Source organism: Magnetofaba australis IT-1 (assembly GCF_002109495.1).
GTDB lineage: Bacteria > Pseudomonadota > Magnetococcia > Magnetococcales > Magnetococcaceae > Magnetofaba > Magnetofaba australis.
In genome coordinates this window covers 1-26,200 of record NZ_LVJN01000001.1, presented here as the reverse complement: position 1 = coordinate 26,200, position 26,200 = coordinate 1, and the positions used below count along the sequence as shown (strand labels likewise).

Annotated in this window: 19 protein-coding genes and 4 pseudogenes; 17 read left to right on the top strand and 6 right to left on the bottom strand. The window is 57.4% G+C overall.

Going from position 1 to position 26,200, the window contains the following annotated elements; genetic code table 11:
- Positions 1-256: 256 nt before the first annotated feature.
- Both istB (MAIT1_RS00110) and istA (MAIT1_RS00105) read right to left on the bottom strand, forming a co-directional pair.
- Positions 257-1,056 (bottom strand): annotated as a pseudogene (gene istB / locus MAIT1_RS00110) (IS21-like element helper ATPase IstB).
- Entirely contained in the window at positions 1,053-2,552 is a 1,500-nt protein-coding gene (gene istA / locus MAIT1_RS00105) for an IS21 family transposase (protein ID WP_143814553.1), read from the bottom strand. Before istA (MAIT1_RS00105) ends, istB (MAIT1_RS00110) begins: the two are co-directional and overlap by 4 nt.
- Positions 2,553-2,579: 27 nt before the next feature.
- Between istA (MAIT1_RS00105) and MAIT1_RS21350 the strand changes: the two genes are divergently transcribed.
- Positions 2,580-2,813, top strand: coding sequence for a hypothetical protein (locus tag MAIT1_RS21350; RefSeq protein WP_143814552.1), 234 nt, complete (start codon positions 2,580-2,582; stop codon positions 2,811-2,813).
- A 99-nt stretch (positions 2,814-2,912) separates the two neighbouring features.
- Here the strand turns inward: MAIT1_RS21350 and MAIT1_RS00100 are convergent, their stop codons facing one another.
- Positions 2,913-3,191: a hypothetical protein gene (locus MAIT1_RS00100; RefSeq protein ID WP_143814551.1), complete on the bottom strand. Its 279-nt coding sequence runs from the start codon at positions 3,189-3,191 to the stop codon at positions 2,913-2,915.
- Positions 3,192-3,331: 140 nt separating this feature from the next.
- Between MAIT1_RS00100 and MAIT1_RS00095 the strand changes: the two genes are divergently transcribed.
- The 8 genes from MAIT1_RS00095 to MAIT1_RS00060 all read left to right on the top strand — a co-directional run bounded on the left by MAIT1_RS00095 (position 3,332) and on the right by MAIT1_RS00060 (position 14,624).
- Entirely contained in the window at positions 3,332-5,059 is a 1,728-nt protein-coding gene (locus MAIT1_RS00095; RefSeq protein ID WP_085440001.1) for a MobA/MobL family protein, read from the top strand.
- A gap of 101 nt (positions 5,060-5,160) precedes the next feature.
- A complete protein-coding gene (locus tag MAIT1_RS00090; protein WP_085440000.1) occupies positions 5,161-5,571 on the top strand; it encodes a nucleotidyltransferase substrate binding protein in 411 nt (136 codons plus the stop codon).
- Position 5,572: 1 nt separating this feature from the next.
- On the top strand, positions 5,573-5,893 hold the full coding sequence (locus tag MAIT1_RS00085) for a nucleotidyltransferase family protein (RefSeq protein WP_085439999.1): 321 nt from the start codon (positions 5,573-5,575) through the stop codon (positions 5,891-5,893).
- The gene (locus tag MAIT1_RS00080; RefSeq protein WP_085439998.1) at positions 5,877-10,079 is read left to right on the top strand and encodes a DEAD/DEAH box helicase; all 4,203 of its coding nucleotides are present in this window, start codon (positions 5,877-5,879) and stop codon (positions 10,077-10,079) included. Before MAIT1_RS00085 ends, MAIT1_RS00080 begins: the two co-directional genes overlap by 17 nt.
- Positions 10,080-10,341: 262 nt before the next feature.
- The gene (locus MAIT1_RS00075; RefSeq protein ID WP_085439997.1) at positions 10,342-10,701 is read left to right on the top strand and encodes an MbcA/ParS/Xre antitoxin family protein; all 360 of its coding nucleotides are present in this window, start codon (positions 10,342-10,344) and stop codon (positions 10,699-10,701) included.
- A complete protein-coding gene (locus MAIT1_RS00070; protein WP_143814550.1) occupies positions 10,688-11,452 on the top strand; it encodes an RES family NAD+ phosphorylase in 765 nt (254 codons plus the stop codon). Before MAIT1_RS00075 ends, MAIT1_RS00070 begins: the two co-directional genes overlap by 14 nt.
- A 148-nt stretch (positions 11,453-11,600) precedes the next feature.
- Complete coding sequence (locus MAIT1_RS00065; RefSeq protein ID WP_143814549.1) at positions 11,601-12,461, top strand: hypothetical protein; 861 nt, start codon at positions 11,601-11,603, stop codon at positions 12,459-12,461.
- Positions 12,462-12,503: 42 nt separating this feature from the next.
- Positions 12,504-14,624 carry a Tex family protein gene (locus MAIT1_RS00060; RefSeq protein WP_085439995.1) on the top strand — a complete coding sequence of 707 codons (2,121 nt, stop codon included), beginning with the start codon at positions 12,504-12,506 and terminating at the stop codon, positions 14,622-14,624.
- 823 nt (positions 14,625-15,447) lie between these two features.
- Here MAIT1_RS00060 and MAIT1_RS00055 read toward each other — a convergent pair.
- A complete protein-coding gene (locus MAIT1_RS00055) occupies positions 15,448-16,053 on the bottom strand; it encodes a recombinase family protein (RefSeq protein ID WP_085439994.1) in 606 nt (201 codons plus the stop codon).
- A 94-nt stretch (positions 16,054-16,147) separates the two neighbouring features.
- Between MAIT1_RS00055 and MAIT1_RS00050 the strand changes: the two genes are divergently transcribed.
- The 7 genes and pseudogenes from MAIT1_RS00050 to MAIT1_RS00020 form a co-directional block, all read left to right on the top strand.
- Positions 16,148-19,036 carry a Tn3 family transposase gene (locus MAIT1_RS00050; RefSeq protein ID WP_085439993.1) on the top strand — a complete coding sequence of 963 codons (2,889 nt, stop codon included), beginning with the start codon at positions 16,148-16,150 and terminating at the stop codon, positions 19,034-19,036.
- Positions 19,037-19,391: 355 nt separating this feature from the next.
- Positions 19,392-19,820 (top strand): IS200/IS605 family transposase, encoded by a 429-nt coding sequence (gene tnpA / locus MAIT1_RS00045; protein WP_085439992.1) that lies wholly within the window; start codon positions 19,392-19,394, stop codon positions 19,818-19,820.
- 452 nt (positions 19,821-20,272) lie between these two features.
- Positions 20,273-20,542: a hypothetical protein gene (locus MAIT1_RS00040; protein WP_085439991.1), complete on the top strand. Its 270-nt coding sequence runs from the start codon at positions 20,273-20,275 to the stop codon at positions 20,540-20,542.
- A gap of 6 nt (positions 20,543-20,548) precedes the next feature.
- Positions 20,549-20,833, top strand: a complete 285-nt coding sequence (locus tag MAIT1_RS00035) for a type II toxin-antitoxin system RelE/ParE family toxin (protein ID WP_085439990.1) — start codon at positions 20,549-20,551, stop codon at positions 20,831-20,833.
- A 120-nt stretch (positions 20,834-20,953) separates the two neighbouring features.
- The gene (locus MAIT1_RS21720; RefSeq protein ID WP_158089224.1) at positions 20,954-21,121 is read left to right on the top strand and encodes a hypothetical protein; all 168 of its coding nucleotides are present in this window, start codon (positions 20,954-20,956) and stop codon (positions 21,119-21,121) included.
- Between the two features lie 244 nt (positions 21,122-21,365).
- A complete protein-coding gene (gene istA / locus MAIT1_RS00025) occupies positions 21,366-22,886 on the top strand; it encodes an IS21 family transposase (protein ID WP_085439988.1) in 1,521 nt (506 codons plus the stop codon).
- 22 nt (positions 22,887-22,908) lie between these two features.
- A pseudogene (locus tag MAIT1_RS00020) lies at positions 22,909-23,079 on the top strand (ATP-binding protein); the annotation flags it as partial.
- 253 nt (positions 23,080-23,332) lie between these two features.
- Here the strand turns inward: MAIT1_RS00020 and istB (MAIT1_RS00015) are convergent.
- The gene (gene istB, locus MAIT1_RS00015) at positions 23,333-24,133 is read right to left on the bottom strand and encodes an IS21-like element helper ATPase IstB (RefSeq protein ID WP_085439986.1); all 801 of its coding nucleotides are present in this window, start codon (positions 24,131-24,133) and stop codon (positions 23,333-23,335) included.
- Positions 24,130-25,630, bottom strand: a pseudogene (istA, locus tag MAIT1_RS00010) (IS21 family transposase). Before istA (MAIT1_RS00010) ends, istB (MAIT1_RS00015) begins: the two are co-directional and overlap by 4 nt.
- Before the next feature lie 136 nt (positions 25,631-25,766).
- Between istA (MAIT1_RS00010) and MAIT1_RS00005 the strand changes: the two are divergent.
- Positions 25,767-26,200, top strand: a pseudogene (locus tag MAIT1_RS00005) (Tn3 family transposase); the annotation flags it as partial.

The following is a 26,200-nucleotide window of genomic DNA, read 5'->3' as shown; positions in this document are numbered from 1 at the left end:
TCAATGGCGCCCGAAAAATGCAGCACCATGGCGCCGCAATAATGCATCACTTGGGCATTGGTTGGGCGCGTAGCGCACAACGGGGTTTGCCGTTTTCCTTTGTCTTTAAAAAAACGAACAAAAACATCTTTTCAACACACTTGAGATTCAGAATGAGGGAGAGGCGGCAGACCTGTGGGAAACGTGTTTTCGTTTTCCACAGGGATAGCGGAGCGTCCGCCTCTCCCGGAGCCGCAAGTGGGCAGGACCGCCAGTTTCAGGAAGGGTCGGTTTTGCTATTTGAGCAGGAAGCTTTTGTTTCTGCAGCGCGCTTTTGCCGTTTGCTTTGATTCAGTCGATAGCTTTCGCCGTTCATCTCCAGGATGTGGACATGATGGGTCAACCGATCCAGCAGGGCGCCGGTGAGGCGCTCGGAGCCGAAGACCTCCGTCCACTCCTCGAACGGCAGGTTGCTGGTCACCATCACTGAACCCTGCTCATAGCGCTGGCTGATCACCTCAAAGAGCAGCTCAGCCCCCGTTTTGGAGAGTGGGACGAAGCCCAATTCGTCGATGATCAACAGCTTGTGTTTACTCAACTGACTCTGGAAACGCTGCAGCCGCTTTTCGTCGCGCGCCTCCATCAACTGGTGTACCAGCGACGCAGCAGTGGTGAAGCCAACCGCCAACCCCTGCTGACAGGCGGCCAGGCCCAATCCCAACGCAATATGGGTTTTCCCGGTTCCGCTGTTGCCCAAGGCGATGATATTGGCTCGGCGCTGAATGTATTCGCAACGCGCCAGCTCCATCACCAGAACCTTGTTCAATGAGGGCATGGCCAGGAAATCAAAGGAGTCCAGGCTCTTGATGGTGGAAACCGGGCTTGTTTGATACGTCGCTCCACCATGCGCCGCTCCCGCTCAATCAACTCCAGTTCGCTCAGTCGCAGCAGGTATCGGCTATGATCAACGCCTTCCGCCGCGCACTGTTTGGCGATCTTTTCATATTCTCGATAAAATGTGGGCAGTTTGAGCGCTTTGAGGTGGTGCGCCAGGAGGATCTGCGGAGAGTCGTTCATGGTTGCTCTCCTGACGTCAACGCGGCGTAATCCCTGGCGGATGTACGCGCCACATGCACTTCGGGCAAAAAGGGATATCGGGACAGATCCAAACGGAGCGGACGTTGTTCAATGTGCCGGATCAGCAGATGTTTGACCGCCTCAAAGCCAATGGCGCCCAACTTCAACGCCTGTTGCACGGCAAAATGGACCTGTTCAAAGGAGAACGTCTCCAATAGGCGCAGAACCTGAATATATTCCCGCTTGCCCTTTTTACCCAGGCGGGACTCCATCAGACGGCGCAAGGTGGCGAACTCATCTGGCAGTTCCCATCCTTGCAACGGGGCGGCTTGATCCAGCGCCCTGGGTTTCTCCTCCAGCAGCGCCAGATAGTGCAAGGGGTCATAGATGGCGTCCTCACGCGCATAGGAGCGTGGATGCCGGGCAATCACCTCAGCGCCACAGGCGATCACCACTTCGTGGATGTAGCCCCGCACCTGCACATCGTGAAAGCCATAACGCGCCGGAACCGAATAGTCATTGGTTCGATAGCGCACCAGCGCCTGGGATGTGACCTTGGCGCTCACCTTCTCGCAAGCGTCGTAGGGAATTGGCGGCAGCGGCAGGAACGCCGCCTGGTCTGTGGAAAATCGTTCTCCGATACTCCGCTGACAGCCTCGCAATGTCTGTTGACGACGCTCCAGGCATTTCTGGCGCAGGTGAGCGTTGAGCGCATCAAACGATTCAAAGCGGGGAGCCGGGACCATGAAGTTGCGTCGGGCGTAGCCGACCAGCCCCTCGACCTTGCCTTTGTCGTTACCTCGCGCCGGGCGGCCAAAGCGGCTATCGAACAGGTAATGGGATTGCAGCCGGATCATCTCTTCGGTCAGATCTCGGCGACCATCCCGGTAAACTTTGACCACGGCGATGCTGGTGTTGTCGTACAGAATGCTTTGGGGAACGCCGCCGAAGTGATCACAGGCGGCGTTATGCCCCGCACAAAACGCTTCCGTGGTTTCCGCGGGGAAGCCCATAACGAAGCTGTCGTCGCTGTAGGGCAGACTCATACAGAAAAAGTGGATCTTGCGCTCCACGCCGCCGATCACGCCGTGCGTTTGCCCAAAGTCCACCTGGGCGTGTCCGGGCGCATGGCTGAGGGGAACAAACTTCTCTTTCAGATGCAGACGCTTGCCGCGCACATACTCCTTGACCGCGCCATATTTCCCGTCGTAGCCGTATTCATCGCGCAGCCGTTCATATATCCGCTGCGCGGTGTGGCGCTCCTTCTTGATCTTCTCCAGATCGTTCTTGAGAATCTGATCTATGAACCCGGTGAACGGCCCCAGTTTGGGCAATCTGACCGGCTTGCTCCGCTGGTAGCCTGGCGGCTCAGGGTTCTCCATCATTTTGCGCACGGTGCGCGGATCCAGCTCAAAGGCCTCCGCCGCCTTGCGCTTGCTCATCCCGCCTCTGGTTACCGCCAAACGCACTTCTCTGTACATGCTCACTGAATACATCCTCCCACCCCCTGACCCGGAAACTCTATGACTGAGTTTTCTGAGTTAGAGAGCTTTTTCTGGTGTGGGATTTTTGGACCGCCATTTTTGGACGATCCAAGCTGTTTCAGTGATGCATTTTTACGGCGCCATTCTCACACCGCTTTGCAGGAGCGCCAGGCTATCACATCGGATGGGCCGCGCGCGCCGTTCACCTGGCAATTTTCCGCCACATTGGCCGCCGAGTGGATGCCGGGCTTGTTCCCTGAACAGTCTCAATAAGGCGGCCATGAATAGCGGATAATACGCACTATCTGAGGGTGTGCTATCCGTTCAGCAGAAACATCTGAAAGAGAAATCTCATCTCACGCGACAAGGCTTCTAATCGTTGTTCTGCTCCAGTTCTGGTAGACCAAAGAGTTTGCGATCTCGGGGGTTTCTGAGGAACGCATCCAGGACGTCAATGAGCTTCTCTTCACTCCACCCATCACGCTGTTGGTCCACTTGACTCTGGAGCCACTCTCCCATGAGAGAGTGCTTTCTCATGGTTCGGTTTCTTTCTGCTTTTTTCTGTTTCTGGAGGATGTCTCTCTCCTCCCGCTGGTACTTTGCAATCTTCTCCCGCACGGACTTCAGTTTGTCAGAGTACTCTTGAGACACACCACTCTCCTCCGCCAGCTCGAAACGATACAGTATGTGGACATCTTGCATAGATTAGCAGACCTGATTCGTCTCGTAAATTATGTTAGTCTAATGGAGACGATATCGAGAATAAGCGCACTTAGGAGTTTCTAAGATATATGGCCATATATCATCTCACAGTTAAGGTTGGCAGTCGCGCCAAAGGAAATTCCGCCATGGATAAGGCGTCGTATATCACAAGGATGGGAAAGTATGCCCATGACAGGGATGAGATTGCTCATACGGAGTCTGGGAATATGCCTTCCTGGATTAATGGAGGCCCCATGGCTTATTGGATCAATGCCGATCGCTATGAACGGACAAACGGGACGCTCTTTCGAGAGGTGGAGTTTGCATTGCCAAGAGATCTTCATCATGTACAGCAGATTGATCTTACGCGGGAGTATGTTGCGGAGTTGACCGCTTCAGGACTGCCCCATACCTGGGCCATACATCGTGGAGAGAACGATAACGGTGAGGCGCACAATCCTCATGTACATTTGATGATTTCCGAGCGGCGAAATGATGGGATAATGAGAAGCGCTCAAGGTTGGTTCAAGCGTGCTGCGGTTGGCAATCAGGATCCGGCTTCCGGTGGGGCTAGGAAGGTGGATATTGGCGGGTCGCGAAAAGCGTGGTTGGCAAACGCGCGGGCGCGTTGGGCTGAAGTCGCCAATACGCATTTGCGTGCGGCTGGTAGGGAGAGTGAGATTGATCACCGTTCTTTGGCTGAGCAGGGCATACAGCGAATTCCGCAGCGGCACCTTGGACCGCGTTTGCATGCGATGGAGGCAAAAGGGATTGTTACGGATCGCAAGCAGGATATGGATATATTGAAGAGTATTCAGGGTGAGCTGGAGAGTGCGCAGAGGGAGATTGGCGCTCTGAAGAAGGAGCAGTCGCGCTTGCTTGCCGAGTATTATTTACCAAAGCTCAAGGCCCAGATTCAGGCGTTGGGGTGTGCGGAATATGGCGTACGGATTGGTCGTGGTAAGAAGTATAAATATCTCGATCAGGCCACGCCAAAGCAGGTATTGAGTTTGGCCTCTGAACTTATCGAGCAGAGACGGTTGGCGTGGTCGTTTGAGATTCAGCCAGCAGCCTCTTTGGCGCAGGAGTGGGTGTTGGTTGAGGGGGTGAGGCAAAGCGCGTTGGCGTCGATGCGGGAGGAAGGGGTGGGGTCTGTTGTGTCGGTGGCGTTGGGTGAGGGGCGACATCAGGCTTGGGTGCGGTTGGTCACTGCGGTTGAACCGTCTGGGCGAGAAGAGGCGGTGGCGATATTGCGTGAGCGGTATGCGCCGGATGGGCGCGCATCGGTCAATCCTGTGTTTGGCGAGGCGGCTGGGTGGCGATTTTTGGCGAAGGTTGCTGAGTCTGACGAAGTGTCTTTGTTGGATGATGTCGTGTCGGTGACGCAAAGAGATGAGGCGTTCTGCTCAGCGGCGTTTGATTTGATCATTGAGGCGAACGGGCGGAGTGAAATGCATGAACGTTTGAAGAGGATTGAGCGGTGGGAGCCACGAGGGCGGCATGGCGGGCGCGAAGGGGTGGCCTCTCCACAGGCGTTCTATCTGGAATCACTGCATCGCCAGTGGCGTGAGCAGGGGAGGGCGCTGAATTGGGCGTTTGAGGATCGAAAGGTTGTTGGGGAGATGGTGGACAATGGGTATAGCGCTTTGAGCATTGCGCGGGCTCTTGAGGAGTTTTCACCCGAAGCGGCGCGGTGTTTGTATTTTGAGGCGGGCGATTTGAGTGAGCGCTATGCGGAAGTTCTTGTGGATAAGGTGTTGCAGGAGCGGCGGCCTGAGGAGGAGGCCCCTACGCCTGGCAGTGATTTTGAGCCATGATGGGATTGGGTTGGGTGGCGTTTCTGTGGCGGTCGTCAGCTTCGTGGATAGTGACCAGCAGTTCCATATGGGGTGAATGCTCTTCTTAGGGCCATTGAATCATGATTGATTTCAACAAACTGGAAAAGTCCCTGGCGCATCTGAAGGCGCAGCAGAACAACCGGTGTGCGCTCCCGCCAGAGATGCCGACGTTGATGCGTGAAGCGGTGGACGAATCGGTGATTCAGCGGTTTGAGACCTGTTATGACACCCTGTGGAAAACGTTGCGGCGCTATCTGCGTGAGGAGCTGGGATTGGCGGAGACCCCCGCCAGTCCCAAGCCGATCTTCCGTCTAGCCAATGAGAACAATCTTTTGCTTTCGGATATCGCGCATTGGCTGGAGTACGCCAATGCGCGCATCGCCACGGCGCATGATTATAGCGACGAAAAGGCGCAAGCGGCTTTGGCATTGATGGATCGATTCATCGAAGACGCTGAGGCCCTGCTGCAATCTTTAACCGGACGGCGCTGAAATGGCTGACATGGAGCTGACCGACGCCCAGCGTCAGATGGTGGTGGCGCTGGCGCAGCGCCATCTGCCCAATGTTGAGATCTGGGCTTACGGATCACGTGTTGATGGAACGGCGCGCGCCGCTTCCGATCTGGATTTGGCGGCGTTTGTGGAGCCCGGCCAGGAGGCCGCCGCCCAGGAGCTGCGCGAGGCGTATGAGCAGAGCGACCTGCCATTTCGGGTGGACCTACTGCTCTGGCGCGAGCTGCCGGAGTCTTTCCAACAAGCCATTATCGCCAACCATGTTGTCCTGACGTCATCTCGCCATGGCCAAAAGTCCTAATAAAGCCGAACTGCTGCGCGAGTATCGCAGTTTAGCGCCACTGCCGCAGACCGCGCTGCAACTGGTGGCGCTCTATCACGAGCCCATCAGCCGCGGCAAGCTGGGCAAATTGCTGCTTGCGCTGGGCGCAATCACCGTGACCGCACACGCCAATACCGCCGCCGTGGGCCGCTTGATGGACCCGTTGGAGATTCAGGAGCTGGTTCACGCATTTGATGAACACAATGGCATCTACTACCGCTGCGCGCGCGCCATCGAATGGGAGGTCGTGCGGGATATTCAGGCCCGCGGCTTGTTGGCGCAGATGCGCCAAGCCATCGCCCAGCATGTGCCGAGCATTCCCCCCTGGCATTTGAACTTCGGTCGCGTCGGCTATCTGACCCATGGGCGGTTGGTGCGGGAGTTGCGCTGCGCCATTCTCAGCGGCGAGGCGGAGAGCCTTCCCTGCATCCTGGAGACCATCGTGCGGGAGTATCCGCAGCAGTGGCTGGCGGAGAACCCCATGTTGCCGATATTCGCCGAACCTTTCGATGCACCCTGGTTTGGCGCGTTGGATCCGACGATTCAGTTCACCGCGCTGCGCCATCTGTTCCAAATACGCCTGGAGGCGTTTGCCGATCTGACGCCGCTCGCGGCGATTTTGGACGCGTTGATCGCTCAGAACAGCGCCGCGGCGCTGCCGGTCCATCGCCACTGGCTGACGGTGCTGGCGCTGCTGTCCAACCAACTGGATCTGGCCGAGGCGCTTCTGACTGGTGATGTGGAGGTGGAGGCCTCGCACTGTCTGCATGGCTGGTGGTTGACGCTGTGCGGCGAGCATGACGCGGCGATTCGCCAGTTTGACAAGGCGCTCACCGTCATCCGCAAAGAGAGCCGACAACAGAAGGTCTTCCTCAACCATCCCAGCGGAATTTTCACCATTCTGGCGTTGCTGCACAGCGGTAAGCCCGAGCATCTGAAGAAGGCTGAGCGCCATCTGAACTGGCTCCATGGGCGTGAGGGTTTCGCCCATGGAGAGATCTACGATCTGCTGCGCATTCCGCTGCTTTTGTTAACGCATCAAAACACCATGGCGACCCGGCTGACCTTGAACCGCTACGCCGAATACAGCGGCATGGCGGCGCATGACGCGCGCACATTGGAAACCTTCCTACAGAACCTCGAAGCGCTCGATCAAATCGCTCTGCCGGAGTATTTCGTCCTGCTGGGGTTGCACTGGCTTGCGCCGGAGGCCGTCGCGCTGAACCAGGACTACATCGAAGCCTTTTGCGCCCACGCGACAGCCCATGGCTATGGGCTATTCAGTGATGCGCTGGCGGTGCTTGCGCCCGGAGTGGACACCGAACCTTCGGTGTGGAATCCGGTGGCGTTGATCGAGCACAAAGCGCCGTGGGAATACGCGCTGGAGCGGTTGGAATCCGAATTTCTCTCCGCCGCCGATCCGCCGCGCGCTGTGACGCCCGCCAGCGCCGATGAGCGTCTGGCGTGGGTGATCGATCCGGACGCTTACACTCAGGCGGGCTTTGTCGTCCAGCCCAAACTCCAGAAGCGCACCGCCAAAGGGGGGTGGAGCAAGGGGCGCGATGTGGCGCTCAAACGCCTGTTCACCGAGTCCGAGCAGATGCCCTGGCTGACCTCTCAGGATCACAAGGCGTGCGCCGCCATCCGCAGCAGGCAGGACTATTGGGGCAGCCGCTATGACCTGGATGACGCGCGCGCGTTAACCGAACTGGCGGGGCACCCGCTGGTGTTCTGGGCCGAGCGGATGGCGCGTCCCATCGAAGTGATGCGCCGCGAACCGCGTTTGATTGCGCGCCGGGATGGGGAGCGGGTTCGGTTGCAATTTCCCCATGAGGCGGCGGCCAACAGCGTGCGCATCGTCGAGCAGACCCCCGAGCGCTGCGTGTTCATCCGCTATGAGGCGGCGCACCAGCGTCTGGCCGAGACCCTGGGCGAAGAAGGCTTGAGGGTTCCCGCCGAGGCCTTGGACCGGGTGCAGCGGCTGCTGGGGCCGCTGGCGGCACAGGTGGAGATCGAGACCGATCTGGAGATCGACAACGCCCAGCTGCCCCATGTGGAGCCAAACGCGCAGCCGGTGATTCACTTACTGCCCGATGGCGATGGGTTGTGGGTGAAGCTGCTGGTTCAGCCCCTGGGAGAGTCGGGGCCGAGCCTGGAGCCCGGGGAGGGGACGACGACGCTCATCGCTGCTGTGGATGGCAAGCGCCAGCAGACGCGCCGCGACCTGGACGCCGAGCGCGGCGCCGCACAGGCGATCATGGCGCGCTGTCCAGCGCTGGCGGGCGACGGCTGGCAGTGGCGTTTGGATGACCCCGCCCACTGTCTGGAGTTGCTGCTGCAACTGCGTGAACTGGGCGATGACGCGCGGGTGCTGTGGCCCCAAGGGGAGTCGCTGCGGGTGGGCGAGCCGGTGGCCATGGATAAGCTGTTCCTCACCACCGAGGGCGACGCCGATTGGTTCAGTCTGGATGGTCAACTGCGTCTGCCCGAGGGCGATGTGCTGGAGATGAAGGCGCTGTTGGCGGCGCTGACGCCGCAGTCGGGGCGCTTTATCGAACTGGGCGAGGGGCGCTATCTGGCGCTGACGCGTCAGTTTGAACAGCAGTTGCGCGGCTTGGCGACGTTGGCCGAAAAGCGGGGGCGCGGGGAGCGCTTCCACCATCTGATGCTGCCGACGCTGCAGGAGATCACAGAGCAGGCGGGGGGCGTGGAGACCCATGACGGCTGGCGCGAGCGAGCGGCGCAGATTGAACGGATTCAAACCACTGAACCGGCGCTCCCCAGAACCTTCGAGGCGGAGCTGCGCCCCTATCAGGAGGTGGGGTTTCAGTGGTTGGCGCGCCTGGCTGAGTGGGGCGCAGGGGCCTGCCTGGCCGACGACATGGGGTTGGGCAAGACGTTGCAGATTCTGGCCCTGCTCACGGCGCGCGCGCCGGACGGCCCAGCGCTGGTGGCGGCGCCCACATCGGTGTGTGGCAACTGGCTCAGTGAGGCCGCGCGTTTTGCGCCGACGCTGAACATGATTCCGTTCGGTCCTGGCGACCGCGCCCAGACGGTGGCGCAGTTGGGGCCGTTCGACGTGCTGGTGTGCCCCTTCGCTCTGCTCCAGGGCGAGGCGGAGAAGCTGCAATCGGTCCACTGGCGCAGCGTGGCGCTGGATGAGGCGCAGGCGATCAAGAATCCCGCCACCAAGCGCGCTAAAGCCGCCTATGGGTTGAACGCCGACTGCCGCGTGGTCGCCACCGGCACCCCCATCGAGAACCATCTTGGCGAGTTGTGGTCGCTGTTTCGTTTTCTCAACCCCGGCCTGTTGGGCGCGCGCGAATCCTTCGCCAAGCGTTTCGCCGCGCCTATCGACCGGGGTGACGCTGATGCGCGCGCCGCCCTCCAGCGCGTTCTTAAACCCTTTATTCTGCGCCGCACCAAGAATCAAGTGCTGGACGATCTGCCGCCCAAAACCGAGATCACGCTACGCGTGGAGCCGACCCCCCAGGAGGCTGCGCTGTATGAAGCGTTGCGTCAGCAAGCCATTGAAAACCTCTCTGCGGTGGATGGCGAGAATCCGCAGGATCATGTGAATGTGCTCGCCCAGATCACCCGCTTGCGCCGCGCCTGCTGTCACCCGGAGCTGGTGGCGCCGGGACAGGGCGTTGGCGGGGCCAAACTGGAGCAGTTTGCCGAAATTGTCGCCGAGTTGCGCGACAACGGCCACCGGGCGCTGGTGTTCAGTCAGTTCGTGGATCATCTGGCCATCGTCCGTCAGTGGCTGGATGGTCAGAAAATTCCCTATCAATATCTGGATGGCGCCACGCCGGCCAAACAGCGCCAGAAGCGGGTAGCGGCGTTTCAACAAGGGGCGGGGGATCTCTTCCTCATCAGCCTCAAGGCGGGCGGTTTTGGTCTGAATCTGACCGGCGCGGACTATGTGATCCACCTGGATCCGTGGTGGAACCCGGCGGTGGAGGATCAGGCCTCCGACCGCGCCCATCGCATCGGCCAGACCCGCCCGGTGACCATCTACCGGTTGGTGATGGCGGGGGCTATTGAGGAGAAGATCATCGACCTGCACCACCGCAAGCGCAAGCTGGCCGACGAGCTGCTGGACGGAACCCACCAGGCGGAGAAACTCACCACCGAAATGCTGCTGCAACTGATCCGCGCATAACCCGGAAGGGCGTGTCCAGAATCTTCAGGCCGCCTCACTGCCGGGCGGCGGAGCGAAAATGGCGGCGACTCAACGCCCCTGCGCGAAACGCTCAAGTGATCGAAGGCGTCAAGTTCGTTGATGGTGAAGAACAACTCAAACAGGCCGCCTGATCATAGGCCATACACAACATTTGGAAATATCTCCTACCGTTTCCTCGTGCAATTGAAATAAATATGATAATTATGAGCGTGTGCACAATACAAGAATGGAGACTTCCCCTATGTCTGCGCAACAAAAACTCTCATTGGACCCGGCCCATGTGTTGGCTAAGGCCACCTTTAATGCCGCCGAAGGTTTAGGCATCTCAAAAGACGCAGCGTCACGCGTTATTGGCGTTCACAGAACGACCATCACCCGGGGAGGGATCGCGCCGGATAAGAAAGAAGGGGAGTTGGCCAAGCACTTGGTGCGTTGCTATCGCTCGTTGTATGCGCTGATGGGCGGAAATGAGCAGGATATAAAGCATTGGTGGACGTCGCCAAATCTCCATATTGGCGGCATTCCACAGGAGGTTTCCCAGAGCGTCAGAGGTCTGGTGCGCATAACAGAATATTTGGACGCGATTCGTGGCAAAGTTTGAATGGCGGGAAATCGTAGAACGCGCGCCCTTGATCACGATTCAGGGTGAGCTTTGGCGAGTCGTTGAGAGTCAGGAAGAAGTTGCGACCATGCATCTTGTCGATAGTGTGGCCGAGCAAGAGCTGCTTGAGCAGATGCTTGACGCGTCAAAGCCGCCAAATCGATCAGAAAGCTCCGGACTTCACTATCTATTGGCGACCCCGTTTCGTTATCCGCCCTTGCGGTGGGGATCACGATTCGGGTCGCGGTTTGAGCCAAGTTTGTACTATGGCTCGTTCACCATCCAGACTGCCTTGGCGGAGTGCGCCTACTATCGCCTGGTGTTTTGGGCCGGGATGGAAGTTCCACCGCCATCCAATCAGCTATTTTCCCAACATACTTCTTTCTCGGTGGATTTTGATTGCTCTCCAGGGGTGGAATTGCACCAGCCGCCGTTTCTGGAACAGCAGGATTTATTGCTTAACAAACAGGATTATCGAGCCAGTCAGCAGCTTGGAAATGCGTTGCGTCAACAAGGCGTTCAAGGTTTCAGTTATCGCTCTGCGCGTTGCCCAAACAGTGGTCTGAATGGGGCGCTGTTTACGCCGGATGCTTTGGTGAGCAATAAACCAAAGGAGAAACAGGCATGGGTATGCACGGTGACTGGAAGCTGCGTTGAGTTCAAATGTATGGAAGGTCGCGGCGGGGCGTCTGCAACGTTTGCCGCCGCGGCATTTTTTGTCGGCGGCGAAATTCCCGTGCCGGCGGCGTAGGGCGTTGTGCAAATCGGGGAGGGGGCGGATCGTCTTACGCCGCCCTGGCGCGTTTTCGAGTGCGGCTCCCCGCAGGCTTCCTATGCCTAAGGGGCCGCGAAGTAAAATGCTGTGCGAAATAGGATTCTCGATAGATCTGGAGCAGTCTGTGTTCTCCAACGATACCGAAATTTTCAAAGCCAATATGGATGCCTGGCTTCAAGGGGTCAGACCAGCCTGGGTGAATCTGACGCACGAGGAAATCAGGAGGCTTAACGCGCCCTATGGTTCCGACGAATCGCCCCTTCGCATCGCCAAAGATCTACCCCAGGAGACGCTCCACGGTTCTCTCATTCTCCAGCACGCCCTGTTGGTGCTGAGGCGTATTGCAGCCTCTGACGGCGTCAAGTTGACGCCGAAGGGAAATTTGAACCGCAAATTCGTGGCCGAGATGCTGGATGCGTTCTCTTGGGAGCGTTACAACAAGGAGCGGATTCTCAGTGTCTGTAAGGTGGTAAACGAGGAGGATCTTTTCCCTCTTCACCTGATTCACATCCTGCTCAAGCTCACCAAACTGGTCCGCAAATACAAAGGCTCTCTGCGCATCTCTTCCAGCGGCAAGCAGATCCTGCAAGCAGAGGCGCACGGCTTGCTGCAAGGTCTGCTGTTTGAAACCTTGATCAGTCAATTCAACCTAGCCTATCTCGATCGGGCGGAGCTTGAACATTTCATCCAGCCGCAAATCCAACAGATTCTGCTGCTTATCGGCAGAAGCGCCGATGGCTGGATCACGCCCATCCGGCTGATGCGACAAACCGTTATGCCAATACCTGAGCTGTTTGACATGCGGCACGATCTTTCCGACTACATGTTTGCAGCCCAAGTGACGCAACCACTGGTCTGGTTTGGCGTTCTGGAGCAGCGGCAGATGGGCGCTAACGATGACGCCTTTGGCCGAAACACGGAAATCAGGAAAATGCCATTGTTTGAGCAAATGATTGACTTTATGGCATTCAGGAAGGCGCTCTAGCGCAGCTCACCACGAAGATCACGCCACCGCAGGATCAAATTGATGCAATCCATCGCAAAGCGTATTGCCGAGGAGCTCTCGGTCAAAATCTCCCAGGTTGAGGCCGCCATCGCCCTGCTGGACGAAGGTTCGACGGTTCCCTTTATTGCCCGTTACCGCAAGGAAGCCACCGGCGGGCTTACCGACACCCACTTGCGCGATTTGCATGAACGCCTCGGGACGTTGCGAGACCTGGAGGCGCGTCGTGTGACAATTCTGGGTGCGCTCAAGGAGATGGGCAAACTCACGCCCGAACTGGAGCGCTCCGTGCTTGGGGCGCAAACGCGCACGCGGTTGGAGGATCTCTATCTTCCGTACCGTCCCAAACGCCATACCAAGGCGTCCAAAGCGCGAGAGGCCGGGCTTGAGCCCTTGGCCATGGCGCTGCTGGACAACCCGCAGAACGCGCCGGAAAAGGCGGCGGCGGCGTTTGTGAATGCCGATAAAGGCGTTGCCGATGTCCAGGGCGCCCTCGACGGCGCGCGCGATATCCTCATTGAGGTCATGGGCGAGGACGCTGATTTGATCCAGCGGTTGCGGGAGATCGCCTGGAGTCAGGGAACGCTACGCAGTCAGGTCGTCAAGGGCAAGGAGCAGGAGGGGGCCAAGTATGCCGACTACTTCGATTTCTCCCAGCCGGTCGCGAGCCTGCCGTCCCATCGCATATTGGCCATTCTGCGCGGGCACAAAGAGGGGATGCTGCGCCATTCCATGGCGTTGAAGGGCGATGACGAAACCCCCGCCAATCGCCTCAATCCCAGTGAGAGCGAAATCGCCAGCCGATTTCGCGTGCGCAACCAGGGCCGCCCAGGGGACGCCTGGCTGCTCGATACGGTGCGTCAGGCGTGGCGCAAGAAGATTCGTGCAAACATTGAGTCCGATCAGGTGAAGCGCCTGATGGAAGCGGCTCATATCGAGGCGATCCGGGTGTTTGCAGGCAACCTGCGCGATTTGCTTCTGGCCGCCCCGGCTGGCGCTGTGTCGGTGCTGGGGCTTGATCCGGGTTTGCGCACCGGGGTCAAGGTGGCGGTGGTGGACGCCACGGGCAAAGTGGCGACGACAGGCGTGATCTATCCCCATGCGCCGCAGAATCGTTGGCGGGAGTCATTGGATCAGTTGGCGCGCTGGGCGCAGACATTCCACGTAAAGCTGGTGAGCATCGGCAACGGCACAGCCTCCCGCGAAACGGCCAAACTGGTCTCCGAACTGGCGCGCTTGCGCCCGGAGTTGGGCATTGTCAGCGTGATTGTGAATGAGGCGGGCGCTTCGGTCTACTCCGCTTCGGCGTTTGCCGCCCAGGAGCTGCCGGATATGGATGTCTCCCTGCGTGGGGCGGTCTCCATCGCCCGTCGGCTGCAAGACCCATTGGCGGAATTGGTCAAGATTGAGCCCCAGGCCATCGGCGTTGGTCAGTATCAGCACGACGTTGACGCCAAGCGACTGGCCAATAGCTTGACCGGCGTGGTCGAAGATGCGGTGAACGCCGTTGGCGTCGAGGTCAATACGGCCTCTGCGCCGTTGCTGGAGTGCGTCTCCGGGCTCTCCAGCACGCTGGCGCAGAATATCGTCGATTTCCGCGACGCCAACGGCCCCTTCAAGAGCCGCAAGCAACTCCTCAAAGTGGCCCGTTTTGGTCCCAAAGCGTTTGAACAGGCGGCGGGGTTCCTGCGCATTCGCAATGGCGCCACGCCACTGGACAACTCGGCGGTGCACCCGGAGTCCTATTCCCTGGTGGAGCGGATTGTGGACAAAACCGGCATGTCCCTGAAGCAGATCATCGGCAACCGTGAGGTGCTGGGCAATCTGCGGCCAGCGGATTTTGTGGATGGTCAGTTTGGCGAGCCCACTGTGCGCGACATCCTGGCCGAGTTGGAAAAACCGGGCCGCGATCCGTGTCCGGAGTTCCGCACCGCCAACCTGCGCGAGGGGGTGGAGGCCATCACCGACCTGAAGCCGGGCATGATCCTGGAGGGAACCGTCACCAACGTGACCAACTTTGGCGCGTTTGACCGGAAGGCGCGCGCCCTGCCTTGTTGGGCGCGCGCCAGCTCCCCTCACGGATATTGGCTTTGGAAGCGGAATCCTGCGCATCCGATTAATAGGGCTAGTTATAACCAGAGTTGAAAAATTAAGCATTCTGTTTTGAGGATGAAAGAGACTCGATTGTGCAATTCTGATTTTGAACCACTATAGCTCATGATCAGGGCGTCGACAGTATCGGCATCGTGTATCAGCGCATGGATGTGGCCGAACAATCCCAGCCGGATGACAGGCAGGGGAATATGATACCAAATTATTCAACATAATGCGCCTTATGCGCTGTTTTTATCGGGATTATTCCGTCACTCTCCACAAACCCCACGAACCAAACAAACCTCCAAACCCTGTTTCCAGCGCACAGCGCTGGCGGTCACTGGCCAACCAAACCTCACAAACCATCCAAACCCCAAACCGTTGCGTGCGTGTCTGGACATGGCGGACCAAACCCATTGTACAAACTCACCCAGCCAACCAAACCCCGTGACAGGCTGTTCTCTCGCCTGCCTGCATCGCCAGGCCGACGCATGCCTCTGGTCATTGCGCATGCTGGCGCTATTCCCAATAAGAATGACATAGGATTCCCAATGGTTTGCGTAAATCGCGCTTGATCTTGTCGCCCGCGGATGCCACTTTTGCACAGCGTCCATTGGCGAGATTGACCCGGCGACGGTGGTCGGACGCCAGCCCATGGACGGCAAAAAAACCTGTTGCATGCTACTCAACCACCGCCTGTGCTCAAGGCCGCACAGGGCAAACAACTCGCGGCTAACCCCGCGCACAGCGCGCGGCGAAGCGCCCAGAGAGCCGGTTTATGGATGTATTTGCGTTTCGGGGGTCTGTTCCGGCAGGGGGCGAAATGACACGCTAAGCGATTTGTCAAGCGCCAAGAGAGATCAAATTTCTTTGCTCAAGACTTTTTCCGGTGTCTTTTGACGATATCCATCACCGTGTTTTTACTGATGCCCAGATCTCGGGCAATCCAGCGATAGCTCCTTCCCTCCTCAACGGCCTGTAACACCTTGGGAGCCAGCTTGTCAGACTTGGGTCGGGTTCCGAGTTGTCGTCCGAGCTTTTGACCTCGCGCCCTGGCCGCCGCCAAGCCAGATTTCACTCGTTCACTGAGCAGGTCCCGCTCAAACTGCGCAATCCCGGCCAGCATGGTGGCCATCATTCTCCCATGGGGCGTCTCCAACTCGAAGGTCATGCCGGACATGGCCACCACCGAAACCTTCCAGCCTGCCAATTGATCAAGCGTTGCCAAAAGGTCCTGAGTGGAGCGCCCCCAGCGCGATAGCTCTGAAACCAGCACCGCATTGATCTGGCGCGCTTGCGCCAGCGCCATAACTTGGTTACGGGCGGAGCGGTTGGATTTGGTTCCGGAGGCGGTTTCCTTGAACAGGCCCACCAACTCATAGCCGCCGCGCTGGGCAAAGGCGGTCAGCTCCTGGATCTGCCGTTCACAGGATTGATCCGAGGTGGAAACCCGGGCATAGATGACGGCGCGCTGTCCCAATTGAACCCTCCTGGATTCCGCCCTTGCAACTCGTTGATTCCTCAGGCCTCATTCTTGTCTGAAACAGGCTAAAGATCAACTGGGACATTTTTCAATGCCGAGACGCCACATCCTGACCGAACGCCAGCGCGCGGCGCTGCGGGATCTTCCTACGGACGAAGCCTCACTGCTGGAACACTACACATTGGCTGATGATGATCTGGAGAACATCCGCCAACGCCGCCGCCCGGAGAATCGGCTGGGATTCGCGTTGCAACTTTGCGCGCTACGCTATCCAGGCCGCGCCCTTTCTCCTGGAGAATGTATTCCGACGGAAGTTTTGCAATTTATCGGCGCTCAATTGGGCATTACAGGAGAGGCCTTGCTGTCTTATGCTGAGAGACGGCAAACACGCCAAGAGCATATGGAGGCTCTGCGCTCAATCTATGACTACCGGACATTCTCAGGCAGGGGCGCGCGTGATCTGAAGGGCTGGCTTGACCGCCAAGCCGAAGATGCGCGTTCCAATGAAGACCTGGCGCGCCGATTGGTGGAGCGCTGCCGCCAGACACACATCATTTCGCCCGGCCTCTCAACCATTGAGCGGCTATGCGCCAACGCCTTGGTGGCTGCTGAACGTCGAATCGAAGCGCGGATAGCCGACCGACTGGACGCGAACATCCGTGAGGCTCTTGAGAGCCTGCTTTCTGAAATGGTCGATGATCGCCTGACCCGATTCGTCTGGTTGCGGCAATTCGAACCGGGGCATAACTCGGCGGACGCCAACCGCCTGCTGGACCGCTTGGAGTTTCTGCAAAGGCTCCATCTTCCTGAGGACATCATAGCGTGCGTTCCGCCGCACCGGATCTCCCGGCTCAGGCGGCAGGGAGAGCGCTACTTCGCTGATGGCGTGCGTGATCTCTCCGATGATCGGCGACTGGCCATTGTTGCGGTCTGCGTCGTGGAATGGCGGGCAGGGATCTGCGACGCGCTGATTGAAACCCATGACCGAATTGTAGGGAAAACCTGGCGCGAAGCCAAAAAGCTCTGCGAAACCCGTGTAGATGACGCTAAATCCTCAGTCCAGCAAACCTTGAAAGCCTTTGTCAATTTGGGCGAGGCCCTGTTGGAGGCCCAGGGCGATGGCGCTTCGCTTGAACAGGCTGTCTCAACGCACCTGGGGTGGAGCGATTTGCGTGACCTGGTAGCCGTCGCGGCGCGTCTGACCAATACGATGGCCGCCAACCCCTTATCCCATGTGGGGCGGGGATATCACCGTTTCCGACGCTATGCGCCGCGCATGCTCAAAGCTCTTGAACTTCAAAGCGCGCCAGTCATGCAGCCTTTGTTGCATGCGGTCCATTTGATCCGGGATGGTGGGCCGCATGACCGCTCAATGGACTTTCTACGCCAAGCCTCGAAATGGCGCCGCTATCTTGATGCCCAGTCCGATGCGGATGGAAAGCTGTGGGGGGTCGCGGTTCTGTTCCATCTGCGCGATGGCTTTCGATCCGGGGACATCTGGCTGAAACACTCCCGGCGCTATGCTGATCTGAAACAGGCCCTTGTTCCCCCGCACGCCATTGCCGCCAACATCCGACTGACAATGCCAATGGACCCTGGCCAATGGCTGGCTGACCGACGCGCCAGATTGGACAGCAACCTGAATCGGCTGGCGCAGGCCGCGCGCGTTGGGGCCATCCCCGGCGGCGGCATTGAAGAGGGCGTGCTGCATATCGACCGGTTGGCGGCCAACCCGCCAGAAGGGGCGGAAGAGCTGGTTCTTGATCTGTATAAGCGTATCCCGGAAACGCGCATCACTGATTTGATGATAGAGGTGGACGCCATCACCGGATTTACAGACGCATTCACGCATCTGCGCACAGGCGCGCCATGCAAAGATAAAGTTGGATTGCTCAATGTGTTATTGGCCGAAGGGATCAACCTCGGTCTGAGCAAGATGGCCGAGGCGTCAAACACGCATGAATACTGGGAGTTGACGCGCCTGTCCCGTTGGCATGTGGAAAGCGAGGCGATGAACCGTGCGTTGGCCATGGTGATTGAAGCGCAAGCGCAACTGCCCATGGCGTCGTTCTGGGGCATGGGCGTGACGGCATCCAGTGATGGCCAGTTCTTCTCCGCTGCGCGACAAGGCGAGGCGATGAATCTGGTCAACGCCAAATATGGCCGTGAACCGGGGCTCAAGGCCTATACCCACGTATCCGATCAGTTCGCTCCCTTTGCCACGCAGACCATTCCCGCCACCGTCAGCGAAGCCCCCTATATTCTGGATGGATTGCTCATGAATGAGACCGGTCGGCAAATCCGCGAGCAGTACGCCGACACCGGCGGCTTTACCGATCATGTGTTTGCTGTCACTTCACTATTGGGCTACAAATTTATTCCACGTATCCGGGACTTACCCTCCAAACGTCTCTACGCTTTCAACCCCGGCGCTGTCCCGAAGGAACTGCTGGGATTGATCGGCGGCAAGATCAAGGAAGAGCTGATTGCGGCCAACTGGCCGGACATTTTACGCATCGTGGCCACCATGGCGGCTGGAACCATGGCTCCCAGCCAGATCCTGCGCAAGCTGGCCTCTTATCCCCGACAGAATGAGTTGGCCGTTGCCCTGCGCGAAGTCGGGCGCATTGAACGCACGCTGTTCATCATCGATTGGGTTTTGGACGCCGATATGCAGCGCCGCGCCCAGATTGGCCTGAACAAGGGGGAATCCCACCATGCTCTGAAAAACGCCTTGCGGATAGGCCGTCAGGGGGAAATTCGGGACCGGACGAGCGAAGGTCAACATTACCGCATGGCGGGTCTGAATTTGCTCGCAGCAATCGTGATTTACTGGAATACAGCCCGATTGGGAGAAGCTGTGGCGCAAAGAAAACGCACCGGGTTGCCGGTTCCACCCGAACTCCTGGCGCACATCTCGCCTCTCGGGTGGTCCCATATCCTGCTCACGGGTGAATACAGATGGCCAAAAAAGCGGTGAGCAATCCTTAGCGTGTCATTTCGCCCCCTACCGGATCAGACCCCTTAGAGAGCGTTTTGAAGCGTGTCCGAGGGTTGGCCACCTTCAAGCCCTTCCAACCATTCTTTGCTTTCAACACCATCGAGAACGTTTCCCATGACTTCGCTACCGGTTGGCGTGCCATGAGCGGGAGTGCTTTTCAGGTGGCTTGATTTATCACCTATTTCCTTGGTACATTTTTGTATGTCTTGAGCATAATTAGGCAGTTCAGTAAACCACCGGCTCTGCCGGTGAGACTTGAAAAGGCTATGCCGTTCCAGCGAGAAGAAAGACGATTCCTCCTGAGGAAAGCCCCGAATGGGGAGGAGGAATCGCCATGCGAGATTGGCAAAGTCTATCCCACGTGAAGTGGGAATGTAAGTACCACGTTGTGTTTGTGGCCAAGTACCGGAAGAAAGTGCTTTTTGGTCGATTGCGCAAGGAAGTCGGCCAAATTCTGCGGCAGTTATGCCGACAGAAGGGCGTAGAACTGGTTGAAGGGCATGCCATGAAGGATCATGTCCATTTGGTTCTGAGTGTACCGCCCAAGTTCAGCATTGCGATGGTGGTTGGATATCTGAAGGGGAAATCAGCGATCCATATCCATCGTCGAGCGCATGGGCTGAAGCAAGGGTTTACGGGTAAGCACTTTTGGTCACGAGGCTATTGTGTGAGCACCGTAGGTTTGGATGAAAAGACCGTCCGAGAGTATGTGAGACATCAGGACGATCAGGATCATCAAGCCGAGCTAAACTTTAATCTCTGAGGGTCAAATTCCCCGCCGCTTGCGGCGTTGAAAGGTAGATGACCCACGGCTCTTGTCGCCGTTAGGCGGTGAGAGCCGTCATGATCTTTTCGTGTCCATACCCCGCTGCTTGCGGCGGGGTGGTTGATTCAATATTCTGATAAATTTAGAATGAAAATTGAAGTTTATTGGAACGGATCATTTATTAGAGAGAATCGTTATAATGTTGATGGAGAACTAACAGTTAATGGCGATGGCTCTAATGTGAATTTCTCTCAATCTTACGCAAATGAAAACGTTAAAGACTTAGCGTTTTTAAAGGGTTTTTGATAGGTACTGTAGCTTTAGGTGTATTAGCAACGGAGCAATAATTGTTAACAAGCCTTTTCCCATATAATATATTCTTACTTCTTTGACGTTTGTGGATAATTAGCTAAGCTAAAAGTATGAAAGCCTCAGAGAGGAGAACCGGTATGGACATGATGATCCATTTCCCCGATGCCGTGAGTGAAAAACTACAAAACCTCGATGATGTGAATCTATTCGTGGTATCCGTGGTTCAAGAGGCTTTGGTGGAACGCCGTGACCTGGAGCAATGGCAAAGGGAAAAGATTGAACAAGCCGTTGCACGGGCCGACAGTGGGCGAGGAGAGTTTGTGGACCACGATTCTGTCAAAAATTGGCTTTCCTCATGGGGAACAGACCAGGAAACCGCACCACCAAAACCCATGCCTGGTCGCTAACCCCATATGCCTATGATCGTCAAATGGCTTGATTCAGCGATTGCCGACCTTGCTGAGATCCGCACCTATATTGCTCAGGATAATCCTGATGCTGCCAGTATGGTAGCCGACAGGATTGTGCAAATTACGGATCATTTGAAGGATTATCCGAATATCGGGAAAACCAGTCAAATCAGCAATGCCCGTGAACTGGTCATTGCTGGTATCCCTTACAAACTTGTTTATCGTGTTACCAGTAACACCGTTGAAATCCTCACGGTTTTCCATACCTCTAGGAAACCAAATCCATAAAAGCGCTGAAATTGCGATTTTAGACGTTTTCCTTTCAGGGTCTCCCTCTATACCTTTCCGACTAGAAACGCTCCTGTAGCCTCAAATTTCGCCTCCCTCCGACGGGTTTAGGGAACAGACTTGCTGAACTGGTTGCAAGTTTTAGTGCTGACAAAAGTCTCGGATATTGATCAGTGTGTAGGCCATGAGCTTGAAGCCCAGATGTCGCCACTGGATATGCTCAAAGCGGATCAGCAAGCGTTTGAATTTGTCCTCCCATGCGAAGGTTCGTTCTACACGCTGGCGTAAGGCGTAGGTCGCCTGCGTATTCCGGCGCAAAGCGGCCACTGATTCCGATCGAAAGCGGCCACCCATTCCGATGCAAAACGGCCACTGATTCCGATTCAATCCGGCCACCCATTCCGACGTAAGGCGGCCACCCCGTCGAAGGGGGAAATCTCAGGAGCGATCAAGACGCGGATAACCCGGCATACTCCAATTCTTTCTCATCATTTCATGAGGGAGGCTGGAGATGCCCAACCAGAGGTTATCCATGCGCAAGATCAAAGAAATCCTGCGACTGAAATGGGAATCCCGCTTGAGCAATCGGCGTATAGCCGAAAGCGCGAGCATTGGGCGGACCGCAGTCTCCGAATATCTGTCCAGGGCCAAAAGCGCAGGCCTTTCCTGGCCTTTGCCAGAGAATCTGGACGATGCGGCGCTTGAGCGCCTGCTGTTTCCTGAGCCCGCGCTGCGCGCCGTCGCACAGCCCTCATTGCCACACTGGTCCCATATCCATCAGGAGTTGAAGCGCAAGGGCGTCACCCTGACTTTACTCTGGGATGAGTATAAACAGCGCCATCCCGAGGGGCTGCAGTACAGCCGCTTCTGCGAACTCTACCGAGAATGGCGCAGCGGCATCGACTTGGTGATGCGTCAGGAGCATCGCGCCGGAGAGAAACTCTTCGTCGACTATTGCGGCCAAACCATCCCCATTACCGATCGCGTCACCGGGCAAACATTCAACGCCGAAATCTTTGTCGCCGTACTGGGCGCCAGCAACTACACCTTCGCCGAAGCGACGCGATCCCAGGCCTTGCCCGACTGGATTGGCTCCCACGAACGCGCTTTTCACTTCTTCGACGGCGTCCCGGAGTTGGTCGTGCCGGACAATCTGAAATCAGGCGTCAGCAAAGCCTGCCGATATGAACCGGACATCAACCCCACTTACCACGACCTGGCGATTCATTACGGAACCGCTGTCATTCCCGCCCGAGTGCGCAAGCCCCGGGATAAATCCAAGGCGGAAGTTGGCGTCCAACTGGTGGAGCGCTGGATTCTTGCCCGTCTGCGCAATCACACGTTCTTCAGCATTCAGGAACTCAACGAGCAGATCCGGCGACTGCTGATTATTTTCAACGACCGTCCATTCAAAAAGCTCCCCGGATCTCGTCGGTCCGCTTTTGAGTCCATTGATCGCCCAGCTCTTAAGTCGCTGCCGATTCAGCGTTTTGTCTTCGCAGAATGGTCAACAGCCCGAGTCAATATTGACTACCACATTGAGTTGGATGGCCATTACTACAGCGTCCCCCACGCATTGGCGCGCAAACGGCTGGACATCCGTTACACCGCCAACACGGTGGAGTGCTTCCATCGCGGGAAACGAGTCGCCAGCCACCCCCGCAACCACGTCAAAGGTCGCCACACCACCACGTCGGAGCACATGCCTGAATCCCACCGGCGTCATGCCCATTGGACGCCGTCACGGATCATCAGTTGGGCGCATGAAAGCGGTCCTCACGTCGCCAAACTGGCCACTCACATCATCGAGAACCGCCCTCATCCAGAGCAGGGATTCCGCTCCTGCCTGGGCATCATTCGCTTGGCGAAGAAATATGGCCCAGAGCGCGTGGACGCCGCCTGTGCAAGAGCCTTGGCCATCGGCGGCCCCACATACAAAAGCGTCAAATCGATTCTGCAAAGCAATCTCGACCAGCAGCCCTTGCCAGAACCCGAGCCAAAGACGCCATCCATCCAGCACAACAACCTGCGCGGCGCAGGTTATTTCCACTGACGCCTATACCGGAGATCACCTCATGCTCAATCATCCAACCATCGACAAATTGAAATCCATGCGTTTGAACGGCATGGCCACCGCCTTGATCGAGCAAATGCAGACATCTACAGCAGACGAACTCTCCTTCGAAGAAAGGCTCGGTCTGCTGGTTGACCAGGAATGGACCGCGCGTGAAAACAGCCGACTGTCAATGGCGCCCGAAAAATGCAGCACCATGGCGCCGCAATAATGCATCACTTGGGCATTGGTTGGGCGCGTAGCGCACAACGGGGTTTGCCGTTTTCCTTTGTCTTTAAAAAAACGAACAAAAACATCTTTTCAACACACTTGAGATTCAGAATGAGGGAGAGGCGGCAGACCTGTGGGAAACGTGTTTTCGTTTTCCACAGGGATAGCGGAGCGTCCGCCTCTCCCGGAGCCGCAAGTGGGCAGGATCGCCAGTTTCAGGAAGGGTCGGTTTTGCTATTTGAGCAGGAAGCTTTTGTTTCTGCAGCGCGCTTTTGCCGTTTGCTTTGATTCAGTCGATAGCTTTCGCCGTTCATCTCCAGGATGTGGACATGATGGGTCAACCGATCCAGCAGGGCGCCGGTGAGGCGCTCGGAGCCGAAGACCTCCGTCCACTCCTCGAACGGCAGGTTGCTGGTCACCATCACTGAACCCTGCTCATAGCGCTGGCTGATCACCTCAAAGAGCAGCTCAGCCCCCGTTTTGGAGAGTGGGACGAAGCCCAATTCGTCGATGATCAACAGCTTGTGTTTACTCAACTGACTCTGGAAACGCTGCAGCCGCTTTTCGTCGCGCGCCTCCATCAACTGGTGTACCAGCGACGCAGCAGTGGTGAAGCCAACCGCCAACCCCTGCTGACAGGCGGCCAGGCCCAATCCCAACGCAATATGGGTTTTCCCGGTTCCGCTGTTGCCCAAGGCGATGATATTGGCTCGGCGCTGAATGTATTCGCAACGCGCCAGCTCCATCACCAGAACCTTGTTCAATGAGGGCATGGCCAGGAAATCAAAGGAGTCCAGGCTCTTGATGGTGGGAAACCGGGCTTGTTTGATACGTCGCTCCACCATGCGCCGCTCCCGCTCAATCAACTCCAGTTCGCTCAGTCGCAGCAGGTATCGGCTATGATCAACGCCTTCCGCCGCGCACTGTTTGGCGATCTTTTCATATTCTCGATAAAATGTGGGCAGTTTGAGCGCTTTGAGGTGGTGCGCCAGGAGGATCTGCGGAGAGTCGTTCATGGTTGCTCTCCTGACGTCAACGCGGCGTAATCCCTGGCGGATGTACGCGCCACATGCACTTCGGGCAAAAAGGGATATCGGGACAGATCCAAACGGAGCGGACGTTGTTCAATGTGCCGGATCAGCAGATGTTTGACCGCCTCAAAGCCAATGGCGCCCAACTTCAACGCCTGTTGCACGGCAAAATGGACCTGTTCAAAGGAGAACGTCTCCAATAGGCGCAGAACCTGAATATATTCCCGCTTGCCCTTTTTACCCAGGCGGGACTCCATCAGACGGCGCAAGGTGGCGAACTCATCTGGCAGTTCCCATCCTTGCAACGGGGCGGCTTGATCCAGCGCCCTGGGTTTCTCCTCCAGCAGCGCCAGATAGTGCAAGGGGTCATAGATGGCGTCCTCACGCGCATAGGAGCGTGGATGCCGGGCAATCACCTCAGCGCCACAGGCGATCACCACTTCGTGGATGTAGCCCCGCACCTGCACATCGTGAAAGCCATAACGCACCGGAACCGAATAGTCATTGGTTCGATAGCGCACCAGCGCCTGGGATGTGACCTTGGCGCTCACCTTCTCGCAAGCGTCGTAGGGAATTGGCGGCAGCGGCAGGAACGCCGCCTGGTCTGTGGAAAATCGTTCTCCGATACTCCGCTGACAGCCTCGCAATGTCTGTTGACGACGCTCCAGGCATTTCTGGCGCAGGTGAGCGTTGAGCGCATCAAACGATTCAAAGCGGGGAGCCGGGACCATGAAGTTGCGTCGGGCGTAGCCGACCAGCCCCTCGACCTTGCCTTTGTCGTTACCTCGCGCCGGGCGGCCAAAGCGGCTATCGAACAGGTAATGGGATTGCAGCCGGATCATCTCTTCGGTCAGATCTCGGCGACCATCCCGGTAAACTTTGACCACGGCGATGCTGGTGTTGTCGTACAGAATGCTTTGGGGAACGCCGCCGAAGTGATCACAGGCGGCGTTATGCCCCGCACAAAACGCTTCCGTGGTTTCCGCGGGGAAGCCCATAACGAAGCTGTCGTCGCTGTAGGGCAGACTCATACAGAAAAAGTGGATCTTGCGCTCCACGCCGCCGATCACGCCGTGCGTTTGCCCAAAGTCCACCTGGGCGTGTCCGGGCGCATGGCTGAGGGGAACAAACTTCTCTTTCAGATGCAGACGCTTGCCGCGCACATACTCCTTGACCGCGCCATATTTCCCGTCGTAGCCGTATTCATCGCACAGCCGTTCATATATCCGCTGCGCGGTGTGGCGCTCCTTCTTGATCTTCTCCAGATCGTTCTTGAGAATCTGATCTATGAACCCCGGTGAACGGCCCCAGTTTGGGCAATCGGACCGGCTTGCTCCGCTGGTAGCCTGGCGGCTCAGGGTTCTCCATCATTTTGCGCACGGTGCGCGGATCCAGCTCAAAGGCCTCCGCCGCCTTGCGCTTGCTCATCCCGCCTCTGGTTACCGCCAAACGCACTTCTCTGTACATGCTTACTGAATACATCCTCCCACCCCCTGACCCGGAAACTCTATGACTGAGTTTTCTGAGTTAGAGAGCTTTTTCTGGTGTGGGATTTTTGGACCGCCATTTTTGGACGATCCAAGCTGTTTCAGTGATGCATTTTTACGGCGCCATTCTCACCCATGACCGAATTGTAGGGAAAACCTGGCGCGAAGCCAAAAAGCTCTGCGAAACCCGTGTAGATGACGCTAAATCCTCAGTCCAGCAAACCTTGAAAGCCTTTGTCAATTTGGGCGAGGCCCTGTTGGAGGCCCAGGGCGATGGCGCTTCGCTTGAACAGGCTGTCTCAACGCACCTGGGGTGGAGCGATTTGCGTGACCTGGTAGCCGTCGCGGCGCGTCTGACCAATACGATGGCCGCCAACCCCTTATCCCATGTGGGGCGGGGATATCACCGTTTCCGACGCTATGCGCCGCGCATGCTCAAAGCTCTTGAACTTCAAAGCGCGCCAGTCATGCAGCCTTTGTTGCATGCGGTCCATTTGATCCGGGATGGTGGGCCGCATGACCGCTCAATGGACTTTCTACGCCAAGCCTCGAAATGGCGCCGCTA

Excerpts from the sequence above, each read along its gene's own strand:
- MAIT1_RS00080 (WP_085439998.1), top strand. The coding sequence starts at position 5,877 with ATGGCCAAAAGTCCTAATAAAGCCGAACTGCTGCGCGAGTATCGCAGT.
- MAIT1_RS21350 (WP_143814552.1), top strand. The coding sequence starts at position 2,580 with ATGACTGAGTTTTCTGAGTTAGAGAGCTTTTTCTGGTGTGGGATTTTT.
- MAIT1_RS00085 (WP_085439999.1), top strand. The coding sequence starts at position 5,573 with ATGGCTGACATGGAGCTGACCGACGCCCAGCGTCAGATGGTGGTGGCG.
- tnpA (WP_085439992.1), top strand. The coding sequence starts at position 19,392 with ATGCGAGATTGGCAAAGTCTATCCCACGTGAAGTGGGAATGTAAGTAC.
- MAIT1_RS00060 (WP_085439995.1), top strand. The coding sequence starts at position 12,504 with ATGCAATCCATCGCAAAGCGTATTGCCGAGGAGCTCTCGGTCAAAATC.
- MAIT1_RS00095 (WP_085440001.1), top strand. The coding sequence starts at position 3,332 with ATGGCCATATATCATCTCACAGTTAAGGTTGGCAGTCGCGCCAAAGGA.
- MAIT1_RS00090 (WP_085440000.1), top strand. The coding sequence starts at position 5,161 with ATGATTGATTTCAACAAACTGGAAAAGTCCCTGGCGCATCTGAAGGCG.
- MAIT1_RS00075 (WP_085439997.1), top strand. The coding sequence starts at position 10,342 with ATGTCTGCGCAACAAAAACTCTCATTGGACCCGGCCCATGTGTTGGCT.
- MAIT1_RS00040 (WP_085439991.1), top strand. The coding sequence starts at position 20,273 with ATGGACATGATGATCCATTTCCCCGATGCCGTGAGTGAAAAACTACAA.
- istB (WP_085439986.1), bottom strand. The coding sequence starts at position 24,133 with ATGAACGACTCTCCGCAGATCCTCCTGGCGCACCACCTCAAAGCGCTC.
- istA (WP_085439988.1), top strand. The coding sequence starts at position 21,366 with ATGCGCAAGATCAAAGAAATCCTGCGACTGAAATGGGAATCCCGCTTG.
- MAIT1_RS00035 (WP_085439990.1), top strand. The coding sequence starts at position 20,549 with ATGCCTATGATCGTCAAATGGCTTGATTCAGCGATTGCCGACCTTGCT.
- istA (WP_143814553.1), bottom strand. The coding sequence starts at position 2,552 with ATGTATTCAGTGAGCATGTACAGAGAAGTGCGTTTGGCGGTAACCAGA.
- MAIT1_RS00050 (WP_085439993.1), top strand. The coding sequence starts at position 16,148 with ATGCCGAGACGCCACATCCTGACCGAACGCCAGCGCGCGGCGCTGCGG.